The organism is Maricaulis maris, assembly GCF_049116555.1.
Lineage (GTDB): Bacteria > Pseudomonadota > Alphaproteobacteria > Caulobacterales > Maricaulaceae > Maricaulis > Maricaulis maris_C.
Genome location: NZ_JAGDYT010000021.1, coordinates 1 through 16,283 on the forward strand (window position 1 = coordinate 1; position 16,283 = coordinate 16,283).

Consider the following 16,283-nt stretch of genomic DNA (forward strand, 5'->3'; position numbering starts at 1 on the left):
GCGCTCAAACTTTTCCTTCGCCATGGTCTTTCCTCTTGAACGCCGATCTTGATCGAGAAGATGGGCTATAGACTTGGATGTGTTGATTTCATTGGATACGGACAGACCATACCCGTCAGACCGGCGCGGGATAGCGTCGCTCGCTAAAGAAGGCAAGCCCCAAGCGCCTATGCCCGCCCCACGGCACCGCCGAATGTCAGAACGTACCGGTCATGTAAGAGAAAGTATGGAGCGGGTAGTCGGGATCGAACCGGCATCCTCAGCTTGGAAGGCTGCTGCACTACCATTGTGCTATACCCGCATGTCCCAAGGGACGGGCGACGTATTTAGCCGCTAGCCGCGCAGACGTCGAGGGGGGCTTGTGACTTGGTTGCAGTCCCATTGACCAGATTGCCGGACAAAGCTTTGGTTCAGTCGATCAGTCAGCAAGCGCGACCGCGCGTCGGCCCAGATGGGCCGCCCCATCGGAGGCGTGCGCGAAGCGAACTGCCGTGAGATTGGCGAACTCTCGGCAATCACCACAGCCGCTTGTTGGCAAAGGCGTGTCCAGAACCGGATTTGAGATAGCGTTCGAAAGCTTGGGCGCGGTCACGGCGCGAAAATCCGAGACAGGTGACCAATCTCCACGGTCTGAACTTCGCGGTGTGCGCCGAACCGCCGCTATTGTGCCGTGCCATTCGCGCACCTAGGTCTCCGGTAAACCCGACATACCGATGGTCGCCATCGCAGCTCTCAATCAAATAAACATAGAACACGACAAGCCATTGAAGTTGCATTTTGTCAAACAGCACCTTTAACACGAATCGCGTACAGAAAGAACCGGCACGCCGAAAACCGGTTGCGCCTGACACAATCCAAGGAAGCTGGGATCAACAGCCCTGCTACGCCAAGGCTTCGCAGGGCACCTCTTCGCCGCGTCTGCGCGCTGCGGATGGCATGCCACCCGAAGCCCGCAGGGCGAAGGGTGGTGGAGGGGGCTGGATTCGAACCAGCGTACGCTATGCGGGCAGATTTACAGTCTGCTGCCTTTAACCACTCGGCCACCCCTCCACAGGGTGCATTCAGGCCGCGGCTTAACCGGCCTTCATGTGTCCTGCAAGAAACAGTCTCAGCTTGCGGAGAGGCATGTTATGCCTCGGCAAATCAGGTGACCGCCCCAAAACAGGAGCGCGGACTATAGTGACGAAGACTCCCATGCGCAATACATCCAAACGGACCGATTACAGCCGCCGCTCCAAGCCTTCTGGCACAGGTGATTCAGGGTGGATTTGGGGCCGCCATGCCGTGCTCGCTGCCGTCGCCAACACGCGTCGTGAAATCCTCGAACTGAAGGTCACCCGCAATGCCGCGCGCGAGCTGCCCGACGGCACCGAGCACCAGCAGGTCGAACCCCGCGCGATTGATCACGCCCTGCCCGACGGCGCGGTCCATCAGGGGTTTGCCGCCCTCGCCCGCGCCCTGCCACCGGAATCGGTGAATGGCGTCATCGACCCGACCCATGGCGCCCTGCTCGTCCTCGACCAGATCACGGACCCGCACAATGTCGGCGCCGTCCTGCGCTCCGCCGCGGCCTTCGGGATTCGCGCGGTCGTGATGCAAGACCGCAAGGCACCGCCGCTTTTCGGGACGGTCTGCAAGAGCGCGGTTGGCGCTGCCGAGCGTGTAGCCCATGTCCGCGTCACCAACATCGCCGATACCCTTCTGGAATTCCGCAAGGCGGGCCGACATGTACTGGGTCTGGCCGGCGAGGCTGAACTCGATCTGTCACCGGCGCTGGCCGCGCCTGATGGCAAGGGCTGGGGCCCGGGCCTGGTGCTCGTCATGGGGTCCGAGGACAAGGGCCTGCGCCCGCGTGTCGCCGAAGCCTGTGACCAGCTGGTGCGTATCCCGATGACGGGCGAAGTCGAGAGCCTGAATGTTTCCAACGCCGCCGCCATCGCGCTCTACGAGGCAGCAAAATGGCGCCCCGTCAAAGACGAGACGCCATCTGCATGATCCGACCTTGGGGGGGGACGGAGGGATCTACATTCAGCCTAGTGAACGTCGCCGACACGCAGCACGGTACGGCCATTGCGAGTCCAGTTCACACTCCCCTCGATCTCGGAGATGGACACGTCACCGCCGCCATTCTCACGCACGACCACATCGACAGCCGTTCCACCAAAGGCAATATCGCCGGAACCGCTGATTGAGGCCTCGAAGGGCTGAGCCCGGCCGCCATGAACCGCGATGTCACCGGAACCGGAAATGCGCGAATGGAAAGCGCCATCCATGCTCGCGGCTTCCACATCGCCGGAGCCGGACACGCCGACGGACAGGCCGGCCACACGGCCAAACTCGACATCGCCAGAACCATTGATGTTCACGTCGGCATCGCCGCCGACATCGCCAGTCACGACATCACCGGAGCCATTGATCGAGACGTCGGCATTGCGGGCAATGGCGCGGGTCGTAATGTCGCCGGAGCCATTGATGCTGATCGCGGTATCGCCGCCAATCGTGCCGGCAGTGATGTCGCCGGAACCGCTGATGCGGATACGGGCATCCTCATCAATATCGCCAAGGTCGAAACGGCCACAGCTGCTCATATTGATATCGACCGTCCGCATATCGCCGGCCGACCCGATGAAGGCGCTGTCGCTCAGCTCGAGCGCCAGCGAGGCCGGAGCGGTAATGACCAGGCTCGGATACTCGTCGATATTGTGGCGGCGGCCCCCATTGAGGCCGATCGTCATCGTATCGTTGCGGGTGTTGCAATTGGTGCGGCGCAGGCTGAGCCCACCATCAATGCGAACCGTCGAACCGCTATCGGAAACGCTCGGATCCGCGACATGGCCGCCCGCATTGGTCATCGCGACCGAAATGCTGTCCGAGCTGCCGGTCCGGATTTCGATCCGTCCCACGAAATTCTCGATTTCCAGTCGATCACCGGAATAGCTTTGCGCGGCACCACTCAACTGGGCAGCCCCGGCGGACATCGACACGAGCGCCATGCCGACCATCGCGGCGGCGCTGGTTGCAAGAAGAATTGTCTTTTTCATCGGTCGTCCCTTTTGCGATCTATCCCCCGGATGCACGCCGACTACAATTCGGATGCAAAGCGCCTGCGGATAATGTCGGCCACACCCCTGCCCCTCACTGTCCGGGACATGACAGTGAGGTAATCCTGAACGGGCGAGGACGTGTCAGGCGGGTCAGCCCGGCCAGATCTGGAAGATGAAGGTCGCGATGATCGTGCCCACCGCATAGCCCACGACACCAACGAGGACGCCAGGTGTGACCAGATCCTTCCAGCCCTTGGCAGCGGCGAGCGCCGGCGCGGTGGTCGCGCCGAGAATAGCGGCATTCGAGGCGGTGATCAGTTCCGGCAGCGAAAAGCGCAGGAGCGACCCCAGTCCAAAGACCACCAGACCGTGAACCAAAAGCAGGATGCCGATGATGAGGATCAAGATCGGCGCCGACTGCACCAGACCGACCACATCCGCACCTGCCGCAATCGCTGCGAAGAAGACGAAACTCAGGGCGACACCGATTTCATAGCCGCCATGCAGCTTGGCCATCACCTTTGGAAAGGCCGTGGCCGGGATCAGGGCAAGCACCGTAATGATCGCATAGCGCCAATTGCCCGCCCCGTCTCCGAACTGGCTCGAGAGGAGCGCCGTGACCGCATCCCCCAGCGCGACAACGATCAGGGCAAAGGCAATCGAGTAGGCCAGCGTCGCCGCGGTGACCTTCCCGGTCTCCTCTTCAACCACGACTTCGCCCTCGGAATGATCCCGGGTAACGAAGCGTGACGCAATCCAGCTCACGCCGGGCATGACGGCGAGAAGTGCGAGGAATAGGCCGGAGAAGAGATTGTCGACCGCGGTCGCACTGGAGACAAAGTCCGGATCCGCCTGGCCAAGCCCGGTGACGTCCACGAGGGCCGCATAATTCACCGACCCACCGATATAGGTCGCGATAAAAGCGCCGACCGCCGCTGACTCGCGGGACACCATATCGGCCGTGCGGACGCCTGTGTCATAGTCGGGCAGGGCGATAAGCGAAAAGGCAATGACAGCGCCGGCGACGGTGCCGACAGCAGCGAGTGCGAACGCGCCAGCCATCCGCCCGGTCTCGAAGAAAATCTTCCGGAGATCGGCCTTCATGAGGAAAAGCGGGATCAGGATCGGGACAAAATAGCGGAAAACAAACGAATAGCCCTCCGAGTCCTGAGGAATGAGACCGATATTCGAGGCGATGATAGCGAACAGGATCGCCCAGACCGCGCCCGTCAAAAGGGCTCCGATACGGGTCTTCTCCATGAGGAAGCCCGCCCCGGCAATTGCAAAGAGCGCAGCAACCGACGCGATGGCATTATCAGCCGGAATCAAAGACATGGACTTCCCCTCAAAATCTGGAGCGACCCTAGACGCGGGCTATGCTGTCCGCAATCAACGATCACCCCTCACCCCGCCAATTCGGTTTCGCGCGCCATGGCGCGCTTGAAGGCCGGGCGTGCTACCAGCCGGCCGACATAGGGCGCGAACGGTTCGACCCGCTCGAGCAGGTTGAAATTCATCATGAAATTCAGCGTCGAGCCAATCATCAAATCGGCCGCCGTGAAATGATCGCCGACCAGATACTCCCGGCCGTCCAGAGCCTGGACCAGACTCGCCTTGACCGAGGCGAGATCGCCCCAGCCGGCTGTCTGGCGCGGCGTTTCACGCGACATGGCCTTGTCGATGAAGGCCGGCTCGATCACCGATCCCGCAAAGAAGAGCCAACGCAGGTAACTGCCTCGCCCCGGCGCATCCATCGCAGGGGCCAGGCCCTTCTCGGGAAAACGATCCGCCAGCCAGGCGCAAATGGCCGGGCTCTCCGTGATCAGCTCGCCATCCACTTCGAGCGCCGGAACCTTGCGCATCGGATTGACCGCACCATAGGCCTCTGACTGAATATCATCACGGATATTGACCACACGCAGATCGTAGGGCTCGCCAATCTCCTCGAGCATCCACAACGCGTGAAAGCTGCGTGTCCGCGGGCAGAAATAGAGGGTGAGATCAGTCATCGTCGTCTCCAAAGCGCGGCGTGGTCAGTTGTTCTCGAAACAGGCATCGGCTTCGATCTCGATCAGGAAGTCCGGACCGATGAAGCGCGAAATCTCGATCATGCTGGTGGTTGGCGGATGGTCGGCGAAGACCGCAGCATGCGCCCGGCCAAACGCTTCCCAATGGTCAATATCGGTCACGAACATGCGGGTTCGCACGACGTCCCGGATCGAACCGCCCAGATCGGTCAGGGACGCGTCGATGATTTCGAGACAGCGCCGCGCCTGCCCCTCAGGATCGCCGACGGCGACGGGCTGCCCCTCAGCATCCAGCGAGACCGTGCCGGTCACCCAGGCGAGATTGCCGCGCCGAATGGCACGGCAATACCCGACCTGGCTTTCCCAGCGGGCGCCGGTAAAGGCGCGACGTGTGTTGTCGACCACAGCCCTACTCGGCGCCGGCGTCCAGAATATCCAGCGCCACTGCGGTCATCGCTTCGGTTGCCTGGGTAATCGAGCCCCGCGGGTCATCCGGTGCGAAGAAGGGCGAGTGGTTGGACGGCGGGACAAGACCGCGGGCGGTATAATCATCCAGGGTTTCCTGGGTGGTGCCGCCGACCCAGAACATGAAGGTCGGGATGTTGTGCTCGGTGCGGTGATATTGCGAGTAGTCCTCGCCGCCCATGACCGGCGAGGCCTCAACCACATTATCAGCCCCGAACCGGTCCCGCATCGCGTCCACCGCGCGGGCTGCCAGTTCCGGGTTGTTGTACAGAGCCGGCGTGTAGGTCTCCTCGATCTCGACGCGCGGATACTCTTCCGGTGTCAGGCCATAGGAGGCGGCCTGGTTGGCGGCGATGCGCTCGATGCCAGACAGGAGCTGGGCGCGCACATCATCCGTATAGGAGCGAACCGTCAGCTGGAGATGCGCATTGTCGGAGATGATGTTGTGTTTGGTGCCGGCATTGAAGGCTCCGACTGTCACAACAGCTGGCTCCAGCGGCGAAACTTCGCGCGACACAAGCGATTGCAGCGACACGACGATCTGGGAGGCGAGATAGATCGGATCCTTGGTGGTGTGCGGATAGGCCCCATGGCCGCCGCGCCCCTGAACATAGATATCGACCGAATCAACATTGGCCATGGCATAGCCAGGGACATAGGTGATGGTGCCGGTCGGAATGGCCGAGAAAGTATGGAAAGAGATGTTGAAATCCGGCAGCGGGAAGCGTTCGAACAGGCCGTCCTCGATCATCGCCACGGCCCCCTCGCCCAGCTCCTCGGCCGGCTGACCGATCAGGACCAGCGTGCCGGACCATTCATCGGTGCGCTCGACCAGCTGTCGGGCCGCGCCGACCAGAGCGGTCATGTGCGTATCGTGGGCGCAGGCATGCATGACAGGATTTTCGACCCCGCGATGGTCTACATCGGTATCGGTCGAGGCATAGGACAGGCCGGTCTGTTCCGGGACCGGCAGGCCGTCCATGTCCGCCCGCAGCATGAGGGTCGGCCCCTCGCCATTTTCCATCACCGCCACGATGCCGGTCCCGCCAACGCCCTCGGTGACGTCGAAGCCCAGTGCCTCGAGCTCGGCCGCCAGGCGGGCCGCAGTCTCGAATTCCTGGTGTGAGAGTTCCGGATGAGCGTGGAAGTGCTGGTAAAGCTCTTCCAGATAGCCGTCATAATCGGCGGTGATCGCTGTGCGAAGCGCGTCCTCGTCAGCCGCCTCCTGCAGGGCGAATGCGGTCGGCTGGGCAGCCAGAGCAAGCGTGACGGCCGCGGCGGCCGACATCAGATGGCGTTTCATGATCAAACTTCCCCTCATTGAGTTGACGCCATTCGACCCAGCTCGCAGGCAAAGGTCAACGCCTCGGCTCCGTGAAAGACGGGAGGGACCGGCTTTCCCACAATCCCGCCCGGATCACCGCGCCGCATTCTTGCCAGCCGCGCCGCGCCGGCGCCCTATTGGCGACATGACTGAAACCGTTCTCACCCTGCAGGGCGTAACCCTGCGATATGGCAAGCTGACCGCGCTCGACGGGGTCGACCTCGCCATCCCGTCCGGCGCGATTTACGGCTTCCTCGGGCCCAATGGCGCCGGCAAGACCACCGCGATCCGCTGCGCCATGGGCCTGCTCACACCGCAATCCGGTCGGGTCGCTATTGGCGGCCATGATCTGAAGCGAAACCGCCGCAAGGCTCTCGCCAGTGTGGGCGCGGTGATCGAAACACCCGCGCTTTTCCCCAATCTCACCGGCCGCGAGAACCTCGATGTCACCCGCCGCCTGATCGGAGCCAGACCGGCCCAGATCGACAAGGCGCTGGAACTGGTCGACATGCGCGATGCCGCCAAACGGCGGGTCGGGCATTATTCGCTCGGCATGAAACAACGCATGGGCCTGGCCCGCGCCCTGCTCGCCGAACCACGCCTCCTCATCCTCGACGAGCCGACCAATGGGCTAGACCCGGCCGGAATACGTGACATGCGCGCCTTGATCCGTGATCTGCCGACCCGCACCGGCGCAACGATTTTCATGTCCAGCCACCTCCTCTCCGAAGTCGAGCAGATCGCCACTCATGTCGGCCTGCTACAACACGGCCGGGTGTTGTTCGACGGATCGCTGGATGATCTCTCGCGGCAGCAGACGCCGCGCCTGATCGTCGAGGCCAGCCCGTCCGATCGTGCCGCAGCGGTGATCGCCGAGGCCGGTTTCGCCAATGCGATCCGTGAAGGCGACCGCTTCACCCTCGCCGATGCTGACGCGCTGACGACAAAGCGCGCCGCCGCACTCAACGCCGCCCTGCACGCGGCCGGATGTGCGGTCAGCGAGTTGCGTCTGGAGCGCGCGGATCTGGAAACCACTTTCATGACCCTCACCGCCCAGCCGGAGGATGCCGCATGATCAACGCACTGATCGCCGAAGCGCTGAAACTGCGGCGCTCTCTCGTTTTGCTGGTCGCCGCCACACCGCCGGTCATGGTCTTTGCCCTGGGCGTTCTCATCGTCGCCAGCGGCAACGGACCAGAAGAATGGACGATGCAGACCATGGCCGGGTCCGCCATCTGGGCCTTCTTCCTCCTGCCAATGAGCGTGATCGGGATCACCGCCCTCATTGCCCAACTGGAACATGGACCGAATACCTGGTCACACACGCTCGCCCTGCCGGTTCCTCGCTGGCAGGTCTTCGCGGCGAAGGTCCTGGTCACACTCGGCCTGATGGCGGTGGTCAGCTGTGCGGTCGCCCTCGCGGGCTGGGCCAGCGTGCCGGTCGGCCTGCAACTGGGCGACGACCTCGAGATTGCCGGCCAGTTCGACCCGGGCCTCGCCTTGCAGCTCTATGGCAAGATGTTCATTGCCGGCCTGCTGGTCATGGCAATCCAGTGGACTCTCGCCATGCGCTTTCGCAGTTTTGCCGCGCCGGTCTCGATCGGAATTGGCGGGACTTTCGTTGCCGTCGCCGCGACCAGTGCCGAGCAGGGCCTCTACTTCCCCTGGCTGATGCCTGTGAATGTCCTCGCCAGCGAAGGCAGTCGCGGCGATCTGGCCGTCATGATGGGGGGTATTGGCGGCATCATCGTCTTTGCGCTCGCCATCATCTGGATGAGTCGACGCGACTGGGGCTGATCAGACCGCCTTGGCCTTGAAGTGGCGGATATCATCCTGCGCGGCGAGGCAGGCCGGGCGCAATTGTTCGGCCTGCGGGAAGTCATGGATGCGGGCCCAAAGCGCATCCTTCAATGAGCCCGGATAAGCCTTGAAACGCCGTGCGGCATGGCCGATCGCCAGAATGCCGGCATTGACCATCCACGGGTCATTCGAAGCGGCGGCGAATTGCAGCGGCGGGGTCAGCGCCTCCAGCCCGTCGCAATCCATGGCGATGCCGACAATGTCGAGCGGGGCGTAGTCGATAGGGGTCGCGGTCATTCGGCAATTATTCGGCGAGGCGCACCGGAGCAGGCATGTGACAGGCCTCGATCACCGGTGGCGGGGTTTCAAAGAAGAAGTCGTGTGTGCGGTTGCGACGGGCCATCTTGGCCGCGTTGAAGGCCTCTGAGTCCGTGCGCATGACCTCATAGGCCGGTCGCTCCGCTTCGGGAAGGGCCGAGGCCATGCGTGCTGACACAATGGTGTCACGAGCGAGCGGGTCGGCGATCACGCCGGAATTCACCGACGGGTCCCCGCGCCGCAGGGCCTGGACATGCTCCATCCCGTCAATCACCCGGCCGAACACCGTCATGATACGATCGAGATGCCGTGGGCCGTGCCCGATCACGATGTAGAACTCCACATCACCGCTGTCGGGATCAATGCCGCGGGCCATGGCCACCGTGCCGGGGCAATGGATCGGCCAGATCTCGTCCCCGGCCTCATTCATGGCCGCGGGAAATCCGCTGACATGCCCAACGGTGGCAGCATACAGGTCCCGATCGACCATGGGCGTGAAGGTGACGCTGTCCGCCGGCGCCGTGAACTCGCCTGCCAGTGTCGGGTATTGCGGCAGCTCGACCGAATCGGCCGCCTCGCCGCGCCCACCCTGGGCCACGAAACCGTCAATGACGCGATAGAAACTGCGCCCGTCGAAGAACCCGTCCCGGGCCGCCTCTCGCATGCGCTCGGCATGATCTGGCGCAATCCAGTCCGCCAGCTCGATGGCAATCATGCCATCCTCGACCTCGATCAACAGGAGATCATTCGCGGCGACCGGGCGCCAGTCGGGCAGATCCGTGAAAACAGGCTGGCGGGCGCTCACATCGGTGTCGGCCAGCGCATCGCAGCTGCCCTCACCGCAGCCTTCTTCGTTCAGCGTCTGACAGGCCGCCAGACCCAGGACAATCAATGATGCAATCAGATGGCGCATGACCTCTCCCCAGGACCGGCTCGGCGCATTGCAGACCGGTCAGGGCGCCGCGTCAATCTGCGACCACCCTGACCGCCTCAAGTTTCGTCGCCGTCGATCCAGGCGTCGGCCTCGGGCCGGGTATCAAATATCCTGAACTCCCCCTTCAAACGCCCCTTTGAGTGGGCAAGGAAGTGTTCGATGGCGAGCCGGTTGATCAGGTCCGGGCAAACGAAGGCCGTCTTTTCCATCCCGTCCTCGCCAAACAGTTCGGCGTGATTCTGATACAGTTCACTCTGCATCAGCTCCATGGCATCGGCGTCAAAGGCCGAAATATCGAGCCCGCGATTGTAGACGATTACCAGATAGCGGCAGGCGCTGGCGCGCCCGCCGGAGGCCCGCATGGCGTCGAAATGATCCTGGAAATGCTGCCAGGTCTGCTCACCTTGCTTATAGGTCCAGACCATCCGCGATCTGGCCGAGTCGATCTCCATCTTGATCGCCATATCGCCTCCCCCGCGATGTCAGCTTGTCGCCAGCTTCGCATGGTGTTCGGGAACGCAACAAGGTTGAAATCGCCCGATGCTCGCGGGTTTTGCGGCGCATGACCACCTGAGCGCGAGACGGTCGCCCCGGAAGCCGGAGCCCTATTCGGCCCCGCCGAAGCGCTCGGCCCACTCCGCGACCTGGGCATCTTCGACCTTGGCAAACAACACATCCGGCGGGGTGATCGCCAGACCGTGCGGCAGGGCGTCGAGCAGATCGGCGGCAGGGCCGTCGAAATTCCAGCTGCGCCGGTCGTCAGGCACGCCCAGCGCGTCGAGGATCTTGGCCGCGGCTTCCGGAATGAAGGGCTGGGCGAGGATGCCGAACAGCGCCACCAGGTTCAGACCGGTGCGAACCCCGACCGCCGCGGCATCCACATCCGACTTGTACTTCACCCAGGGCTCGGCCTTGGTGAGATACTCATTGCCCGCAGCCCAGATGGCCCGGACCTCGGCTGCCGCCTTGCGGAACTCCATCGCTTCCATATTGGCGACAAGGGCCGGCAGACGCTGGTCCAGCTCGGCCGCCATCCAGGCCTCGTCCGCGCCGGGCGTTCCGTCTGACGGCAGCGCCGCGTCGAATTTGGAGACGGTGTATTTGGTGATCCGGTTGACGAAATTGCCCAGCACATTGGCCAGGTCGGAATTGATCAACCCCTGGAAATGTTCCCAGGTGAAAGCCGCATCCGAGCCTTCCGGCGCATTCGCGGTCAGATACCAGCGCCAGTAATCGCCCGGCAGAATGTCCAGCGCCTGGTCCATGAAGACGCCACGCTTCTCCGATGTCGAGAACTTGCCGCCATACCAGGTCAGCCAGTTGAAGGCCTTCAGCTTGTCGACCGTCTTCCACGGCTCCTCGGACCCCAGAATGGTGGCGGGGAAGGAGACGGTGTGGAAGGCGACATTGTCCTTGCCCATGAACTGGACATAGGTGACGTCGTCGGCGCCCTTGTCGGTGCGCCACCAGCTCTCCCAGTCGCCCCCGCCCGCCTCGGCCCACTCGACCGTGGCGCCGATATAGCCGATCGGGGCATCGAACCAGACATAGAAGACCTTGCCTTCAAACCCGGCCCGGGCCTGCCCGCCCTGCGCCACCGGCACACCCCATTTGAGGTCCCGGGTGATCGAGCGATCGCGCAGTCCTTCGTCCAGCCATTTATAGGCAATCGACTTTGCCAGGCTCGGCCATTCCGTCGACGCATCGACCCAGTCGCGGATCCGCGTTTCCATCTGCGTCTGCACGAGATGGAGATGCTTGGTCTCGCGCACTTCCAAATTCTTCGAGCCGGAAATCTTGGAATAGGGTTCTTTCAGATCGGTCGGCTCGAGCAGACGGCCGCAGCTGTCGCACTGATCGCCGCGCGCACGCTCGAAACCGCAATGCGGACACGTGCCCTCGACATAGCGATCCGGCAGGAAGCGATCATCATCGATCGAGAAGACCTGTTCCTCGACCCGCTCGGCAATCAGCCCCTTGTCTTCCAGCACAGCCGCGAAATGCTGGGTCAGACGGATATTCGGCGCGTTCGACGTCCGGCCAAAATAGTCATAGCTCAGCGAAAATCCCTCGCCCGAGCGCTTCTGGATATCGTGCTGCTCGTCGCAATAGGCGCGCACATCCATGCCCGCCGCGTCAGCCGCCAGCTCGGCCGGCGTGCCGTGCTCGTCGGTGGCACAGACATAGAGCACGTCATGACCGCGCAGGCGCTGGAAACGCGCATAGACATCGGCCGGCAACATCGACCCGGCCAGATTGCCCAAATGCTTGACGCCATTGATGTAGGGCAGAGCGCTGGTGATCAGTATACGGGCCATAATCGGAATTCTTCTCTTGCGCGGATTTCGGAGTAATGTGTTCGCGTGAAAGGCGAGCCCTGAAGGCTTGCCTTACAGGGCGAGACATACAAGCCCTGCCTTGGGGAGGAAACAGGAAATGCCGCGAATTTTCGGTTTGAACATCCTGGCGACGCTCGTCGCCGGGCTCGCATTCTGGATGGTGGGCGCGCTCTTCTACGGCGTGCTCTTCGCCGACTTGTGGATGGGGTTGTGGGGTTTTGATGAGGCCGACCTGGCGCGCATGGAAACCGCGATGGGGATGACCATGGGGATTGGCTTCCTGTTGTCGATCATTTTCGCCGGCGTCCTCGGTTTCGCGCTGAAGGCGCTGAAGGCCGACGGCATGATGGGGGCCATCAAATGGGCCGTCTTCCTGTGGGCCGGCTTTGTCGTCACCACGATGAGCTATGACATGATCTACGCCCTGCAACCGGTCATGCTGCTGATCGTCGACGGCGCCCACACCCTGACCGGCTTCATCGTCATGGCCGCCCTGCTGACCGTTCTCGACGGCGTCGCCGCCAAGGACTGACACGCGCCCCTGCAACAAAGCCGGGCGTGGTTGCAGCAAACACTTGTCGAGCCACGCCCGCCCGCGTATCAGACCGTTTCTGGATGCCGGCTTAGCTCAGCTGGTAGAGCACCTGATTTGTAATCAGGGGGTCGGGGGTTCGAGTCCCTCAGCCGGCACCAGATTTTTCGCGATTGGATGCATGGATGGCGCCGCGGTACGCCCTGCGCTTTCTGTGGCTGGTCGAATTGGATGTGACGCGCGCCAACGCGCGGAGCTGTCCATCAATCGCTTGTCAGCCAGCAGGCCGTATCCGCTTCTTCAGCTCAAGGGTGAAACCGCGAAGCGGCCCTGCGGGCCCTTGACCTGAAGAACCGGATACGGCGATTTCTCGGCAAGCGGTTTTTGGATGGGTTTGCGCCTGGGCGCGGGGGTACAGGCGCGCTAGTGAAAAACGGTACGTGTCCCCGTTTAATTCATATCGGGAAAATACAACTTATGCGGGCTGGTTGGGAGGATTAATTGTGTCTGTCCCGGTTATTCACTCTGTCCCCGATTTAATCTGATGGTGCCGCTAGTTCCCAAACACGCGCAAACTCTGCCTCGGTTATAGTCGAGAAAATCGGCCCCTCGCTGCTTTCCAAGCAGAAACTTTCATCAGCCGGAAATGCGGCCTCCAACAAACTGCTTTTAGCCAAGGGGAAGTCCGACAATGCTTCTCTTGAAAGGCCGTCCACGCTGTCAAAACTTACCAATCTCAACACATCATCGTTGTCGTCGATTTCGTAGAAAATCTTGGACACAGGCAAATCGGATCCAGGAGAATATCGGACTTCTGCATATCGCATATCGCAACCCCTTATTCGTTGCTTCCAGCCGCAATGATACGGTTTCGAACTGGCAATGGCTGGTTGGTCGGGACGACAAACACAGGGATAAATGGTGACAGGCACCATTTATCCCTGAGACCACTTAATCACCGGCTTCACGCTGCGGTCTGCCTTTTGGTTTCGGGCGCAGCTCACGCTGCAACTTTGTTTCTAATCGGGCCAACCAGCTGGGCTCTCCCTTCGGATAGCCCGGCCCGTCAAAATGACCAATCCGCGCCTCGATATCCGGTGGCAATGCGGCCTCAAGATAACGCTGCCAATCCGGGATGCGCTCGAGAAATTCTGGTCGAGCCAGCAGCGGATCATGCGCCCCGCTTACATGCGCCGACGCGCTTGACCAGACCCAATCCTGTGCCCGCGATACCAAGCGCGCCTTGACCGGATTGAGCTCGACATAGCGGATCGCCGCCAGGCAATGTGCCTCATCCATCGCATAGGAGGCAAACCGTCCCTGCCACAGGCATCCGCTCCAGCCCTCACGCGCGTTGACCTCACGGGTATAGGCCTGATGCACACGCTGCATGACAGCCGCCAGGTCATCCGCTCTGCGTGGCACAAGGACGAGATGGACATGATTGGGCATCAAACACCACGCCCAGCACGCCATGCCCTGCGACCCGACATGACGCGCCAGCAGGTCGAGATAAAGCGCGTAATCGGCATCGTCGAAGAATGTTTCCTGCCGACGGTTGCCACGCTGGGTAATATGGTGCGGATATCCCGGCAGAACGATGCGAGCACGGCGCGGCATGCTCCAAGCATAACGCGAGAACTGCGTCGATACAATTTATAAGTGTAATCTGGAGTTAATAGGTGCCTGTCACCATTTTTTTTGAGCGCCATGGACGAGGCCCATGCACTGATCGCCGTACGCTATGTCGAGCTGAATCCGGTGAAGGCAAAGCTATGTCAGCAAGCCCGGGACTGGCCTTGGTCGAGTGCCCGCGCCCACCTCACCGGCGAACCCGATCCGCTCTTGTCGGCGGTGCCCTTCCTGGAGCGCATTCCCGACTGGAATGCCTATCTGTACCAAGGCCTGGACCCGGCCATCGAAGCCCGGATCGGATACTTTACCGGGACCGGCTATCCGATGGGAGCGGATGATTGGATTTCAGCACTGGAAACCAAATCAGGCCGTGACCTGCGGCCCAAACCACGCGGCCGACCACTCAAGAAAGCGACAGAATGAACGGGAAAAATGTGTCTGTCCCAGTTTCTTAAGAGAATGAACGGGAAAAATGTGTCTGTCCCAGTTTCTTGGAAGCGAGAGCGGGAACCGGACATACATCATCACCGCGAGGCGGATAATCTCAGGTGACGTTTTGAAATATCGGAACGGGTTACGCATCGGAAAACGTTACGAAATCACGACGACGCACTCAAGCCGAGTTTAATCTGACAACGCCGTGAAAAACGGTAAATGTCCCCGACTATTTTTAACTCCCGCTTGAATCGACAACGTCAGACAAGGGGATGTCTTCCATAGAGCCATCGACGCACTTAAAGCAAATACGGGAAGGCTCAACGGTATATGCATAGGCAGGCTCGCCCAATAATATTTCAGATCGTGTGACGCCAAAATTATCCAATACGGTTACACCCAGCTCATGCATTATGCATAAAGATCCGTGGACTAATTCTGCACCAATAATTGGGTATCTCACATCCCCCTTAACCCACTCCTGCTTAGTTTTAATCGCATATATATTGTTACTACAAACTATGGTGTCAAAATTTATAGAAGCAATCTTTACATCAAATTCTCCTTGATGGGGGAGCACTAGAAAGTCGTGTTCACCTGAAAACCAGAGAAATATTTTCTCTTGTTTAGATACAATTCGTGTGACTTCCAACATGCTAATCAAGCCTATCAATTTGGTTGGCCGTTACGAGATGGTAGATACCGTCCTCAGTTCGCCTCCAGCTCGAGGAAATGGAACGAGTTCGACCACTTGGACCAGTTATGTTTCCCTGCACCGTTACCATTTCAACTCCGTGCCTATTCGTCCAAATCACCGCGCTATCCAAATTGTCTCCCAAATGGCCTGTCAACGCAGTCGCTAATCCTTGGTCGGTACTAAATCCAAGGGTGAACCCGAAAAGCTCACCACGTTCAAGCGATTTCGCGATATTGCTCGGATCCCCACTATTGAGTCGCCCAAACAGGTACCCTAGTTTTCCAACACCTTCGCCGCCAAAACGAGTCGCCAAAGTTCCCGTTACGCCCGCGTACGCACCATATGAGGCCAAGCCGAGGGTTCCCGCGGACTCGGCCGCAATTGCTTCCATCAAAAAAAGTCCTGCTGCCTGGCACCCGCCAGTCGCGCAGGTCCATCCACCGTAGCTCACAGCAAGAACAACCGCTGTGGTCGCTCCGCCAACTGCCACATCTCGCCCAAGATTTTCGTAGTTGCTTTGCGCGACGTAGAGGAGCGTTTCCGCCAAAGTAACGTCTTCTTGTGAAGAAATCGCGGCCGCGCGATTGAAGGCTTCTACACCTCGAGAAATCGGGACAGACAGAGAAATCGGGACAGACACAATTAATCCCGCTCACCCCCGCGCCGCAGGCGCACAACGCACCATAGACCGCTTGCCGTGACCTCGCCGTATCCGCTTCTTCAGGTCAAGGGC

The 16,283-nt window shown here is 60.9% G+C and carries 18 protein-coding genes, 3 tRNA genes and 1 pseudogene; 6 read left to right on the forward strand and 16 right to left on the reverse strand.

Annotation, left to right across the window (positions count from 1 at the left end):
* Positions 1-227: 227 nt before the first annotated feature.
* From JXQ94_RS13960 to JXQ94_RS13970, 3 genes are all read right to left on the reverse strand, one after another.
* Positions 228-301 (reverse strand) — tRNA-Gly (locus JXQ94_RS13960).
* 214 nt (positions 302-515) lie between these two features.
* Entirely contained in the window at positions 516-776 is a 261-nt protein-coding gene (locus tag JXQ94_RS13965; protein ID WP_421924413.1) for a GIY-YIG nuclease family protein, read from the reverse strand.
* Positions 777-965: 189 nt separating this feature from the next.
* A tRNA-Tyr gene (locus tag JXQ94_RS13970) sits at positions 966-1,050 on the reverse strand.
* A 144-nt stretch (positions 1,051-1,194) separates the two neighbouring features.
* On the opposite strand from JXQ94_RS13970, the gene rlmB reads away from it, so the two are divergent.
* Positions 1,195-1,995, forward strand: a complete 801-nt coding sequence (gene rlmB, locus JXQ94_RS13975) for a 23S rRNA (guanosine(2251)-2'-O)-methyltransferase RlmB (RefSeq protein ID WP_421924396.1) — start codon at positions 1,195-1,197, stop codon at positions 1,993-1,995.
* A 38-nt stretch (positions 1,996-2,033) separates the two neighbouring features.
* Here rlmB and JXQ94_RS13980 read toward each other — a convergent pair whose 3' ends face one another.
* From JXQ94_RS13980 to JXQ94_RS14000, 5 genes are all read right to left on the reverse strand, one after another.
* Positions 2,034-3,041: a GIN domain-containing protein gene (locus tag JXQ94_RS13980; protein ID WP_421924397.1), complete on the reverse strand. Its 1,008-nt coding sequence runs from the start codon at positions 3,039-3,041 to the stop codon at positions 2,034-2,036.
* A 153-nt stretch (positions 3,042-3,194) separates the two neighbouring features.
* A complete protein-coding gene (locus JXQ94_RS13985; RefSeq protein ID WP_421924398.1) occupies positions 3,195-4,379 on the reverse strand; it encodes a DUF819 domain-containing protein in 1,185 nt (394 codons plus the stop codon).
* Between the two features lie 68 nt (positions 4,380-4,447).
* Positions 4,448-5,053 (reverse strand): glutathione S-transferase family protein, encoded by a 606-nt coding sequence (locus JXQ94_RS13990; protein ID WP_421924399.1) that lies wholly within the window; start codon positions 5,051-5,053, stop codon positions 4,448-4,450.
* A 24-nt stretch (positions 5,054-5,077) separates the two neighbouring features.
* The gene (locus tag JXQ94_RS13995; RefSeq protein ID WP_421924400.1) at positions 5,078-5,476 is read right to left on the reverse strand and encodes a RidA family protein; all 399 of its coding nucleotides are present in this window, start codon (positions 5,474-5,476) and stop codon (positions 5,078-5,080) included.
* Between the two features lie 4 nt (positions 5,477-5,480).
* Entirely contained in the window at positions 5,481-6,839 is a 1,359-nt protein-coding gene (locus JXQ94_RS14000) for a M20 metallopeptidase family protein (protein ID WP_421924401.1), read from the reverse strand.
* 166 nt (positions 6,840-7,005) lie between these two features.
* On the opposite strand from JXQ94_RS14000, the gene JXQ94_RS14005 reads away from it, so the two are divergent.
* Positions 7,006-7,935, forward strand: coding sequence for an ABC transporter ATP-binding protein (locus JXQ94_RS14005; RefSeq protein WP_421924402.1), 930 nt, complete (start codon positions 7,006-7,008; stop codon positions 7,933-7,935).
* Positions 7,932-8,657, forward strand: coding sequence for an ABC transporter permease (locus JXQ94_RS14010; RefSeq protein WP_421924403.1), 726 nt, complete (start codon positions 7,932-7,934; stop codon positions 8,655-8,657). The genes JXQ94_RS14005 and JXQ94_RS14010 overlap by 4 nt, the downstream gene beginning before the upstream one ends.
* On the opposite strand, the gene JXQ94_RS14015 is transcribed toward JXQ94_RS14010, so the two are convergent.
* The 4 genes from JXQ94_RS14015 to metG all read right to left on the reverse strand — a co-directional run bounded on the left by JXQ94_RS14015 (position 8,658) and on the right by metG (position 12,230).
* Complete coding sequence (locus tag JXQ94_RS14015; RefSeq protein ID WP_421924404.1) at positions 8,658-8,957, reverse strand: hypothetical protein; 300 nt, start codon at positions 8,955-8,957, stop codon at positions 8,658-8,660.
* Between the two features lie 7 nt (positions 8,958-8,964).
* Positions 8,965-9,891 (reverse strand): peptidylprolyl isomerase, encoded by a 927-nt coding sequence (locus tag JXQ94_RS14020; protein ID WP_421924405.1) that lies wholly within the window; start codon positions 9,889-9,891, stop codon positions 8,965-8,967.
* A gap of 77 nt (positions 9,892-9,968) precedes the next feature.
* A complete protein-coding gene (locus JXQ94_RS14025; protein WP_421924406.1) occupies positions 9,969-10,376 on the reverse strand; it encodes a hypothetical protein in 408 nt (135 codons plus the stop codon).
* 141 nt (positions 10,377-10,517) lie between these two features.
* Positions 10,518-12,230, reverse strand: a complete 1,713-nt coding sequence (gene metG / locus JXQ94_RS14030) for a methionine--tRNA ligase (protein WP_421924407.1) — start codon at positions 12,228-12,230, stop codon at positions 10,518-10,520.
* A gap of 118 nt (positions 12,231-12,348) precedes the next feature.
* On the opposite strand from metG, the gene JXQ94_RS14035 reads away from it, so the two are divergent.
* Positions 12,349-12,783 (forward strand): DUF1761 domain-containing protein, encoded by a 435-nt coding sequence (locus tag JXQ94_RS14035; RefSeq protein WP_421924408.1) that lies wholly within the window; start codon positions 12,349-12,351, stop codon positions 12,781-12,783.
* Between the two features lie 85 nt (positions 12,784-12,868).
* Positions 12,869-12,944: transfer RNA gene (locus tag JXQ94_RS14040), tRNA-Thr, on the forward strand.
* A gap of 375 nt (positions 12,945-13,319) precedes the next feature.
* Here the strand turns inward: JXQ94_RS14040 and JXQ94_RS14045 are convergent.
* Complete coding sequence (locus JXQ94_RS14045) at positions 13,320-13,565, reverse strand: hypothetical protein (protein ID WP_421924409.1); 246 nt, start codon at positions 13,563-13,565, stop codon at positions 13,320-13,322.
* A gap of 169 nt (positions 13,566-13,734) precedes the next feature.
* Positions 13,735-14,403, reverse strand: coding sequence for a transposase (locus JXQ94_RS14050; RefSeq protein WP_421924410.1), 669 nt, complete (start codon positions 14,401-14,403; stop codon positions 13,735-13,737).
* Between the two features lie 90 nt (positions 14,404-14,493).
* Here JXQ94_RS14050 and JXQ94_RS14055 point away from each other — a divergent pair, with 90 nt between their 5' ends.
* Positions 14,494-14,841, forward strand: coding sequence for a hypothetical protein (locus JXQ94_RS14055; protein ID WP_421924411.1), 348 nt, complete (start codon positions 14,494-14,496; stop codon positions 14,839-14,841).
* Positions 14,842-14,913: 72 nt separating this feature from the next.
* Here the strand turns inward: JXQ94_RS14055 and JXQ94_RS14060 are convergent.
* Both JXQ94_RS14060 and JXQ94_RS14065 read right to left on the reverse strand, forming a co-directional pair.
* Positions 14,914-15,000: pseudogene (locus JXQ94_RS14060) on the reverse strand (IS6 family transposase); the annotation flags it as partial.
* 88 nt (positions 15,001-15,088) lie between these two features.
* Positions 15,089-15,508: a hypothetical protein gene (locus JXQ94_RS14065; RefSeq protein ID WP_421924412.1), complete on the reverse strand. Its 420-nt coding sequence runs from the start codon at positions 15,506-15,508 to the stop codon at positions 15,089-15,091.
* Positions 15,509-16,283: the final 775 nt, after the last annotated feature.

What these genes read in the sequence shown, in the direction of transcription:
- JXQ94_RS14050 (WP_421924410.1), bottom strand. Translation starts at nt 14,403, where the DNA reads ATGCCGCGCCGTGCTCGCATCGTTCTGCCGGGATATCCGCACCATATT.
- JXQ94_RS13990 (WP_421924399.1), bottom strand. Translation starts at nt 5,053, where the DNA reads ATGACTGATCTCACCCTCTATTTCTGCCCGCGGACACGCAGCTTTCAC.
- JXQ94_RS14000 (WP_421924401.1), bottom strand. Translation starts at nt 6,839, where the DNA reads ATGAAACGCCATCTGATGTCGGCCGCCGCGGCCGTCACGCTTGCTCTG.
- JXQ94_RS14025 (WP_421924406.1), bottom strand. Translation starts at nt 10,376, where the DNA reads ATGGCGATCAAGATGGAGATCGACTCGGCCAGATCGCGGATGGTCTGG.
- JXQ94_RS13980 (WP_421924397.1), bottom strand. Translation starts at nt 3,041, where the DNA reads ATGAAAAAGACAATTCTTCTTGCAACCAGCGCCGCCGCGATGGTCGGC.
- rlmB (WP_421924396.1), top strand. Translation starts at nt 1,195, where the DNA reads ATGCGCAATACATCCAAACGGACCGATTACAGCCGCCGCTCCAAGCCT.
- metG (WP_421924407.1), bottom strand. Translation starts at nt 12,230, where the DNA reads ATGGCCCGTATACTGATCACCAGCGCTCTGCCCTACATCAATGGCGTC.
- JXQ94_RS14065 (WP_421924412.1), bottom strand. Translation starts at nt 15,508, where the DNA reads ATGTTGGAAGTCACACGAATTGTATCTAAACAAGAGAAAATATTTCTC.
- JXQ94_RS14010 (WP_421924403.1), top strand. Translation starts at nt 7,932, where the DNA reads ATGATCAACGCACTGATCGCCGAAGCGCTGAAACTGCGGCGCTCTCTC.
- JXQ94_RS13965 (WP_421924413.1), bottom strand. Translation starts at nt 776, where the DNA reads ATGCAACTTCAATGGCTTGTCGTGTTCTATGTTTATTTGATTGAGAGC.
- JXQ94_RS14055 (WP_421924411.1), top strand. Translation starts at nt 14,494, where the DNA reads ATGGACGAGGCCCATGCACTGATCGCCGTACGCTATGTCGAGCTGAAT.
- JXQ94_RS14005 (WP_421924402.1), top strand. Translation starts at nt 7,006, where the DNA reads ATGACTGAAACCGTTCTCACCCTGCAGGGCGTAACCCTGCGATATGGC.
- JXQ94_RS14020 (WP_421924405.1), bottom strand. Translation starts at nt 9,891, where the DNA reads ATGCGCCATCTGATTGCATCATTGATTGTCCTGGGTCTGGCGGCCTGT.
- JXQ94_RS13985 (WP_421924398.1), bottom strand. Translation starts at nt 4,379, where the DNA reads ATGTCTTTGATTCCGGCTGATAATGCCATCGCGTCGGTTGCTGCGCTC.
- JXQ94_RS14035 (WP_421924408.1), top strand. Translation starts at nt 12,349, where the DNA reads ATGCCGCGAATTTTCGGTTTGAACATCCTGGCGACGCTCGTCGCCGGG.
- JXQ94_RS14015 (WP_421924404.1), bottom strand. Translation starts at nt 8,957, where the DNA reads ATGACCGCGACCCCTATCGACTACGCCCCGCTCGACATTGTCGGCATC.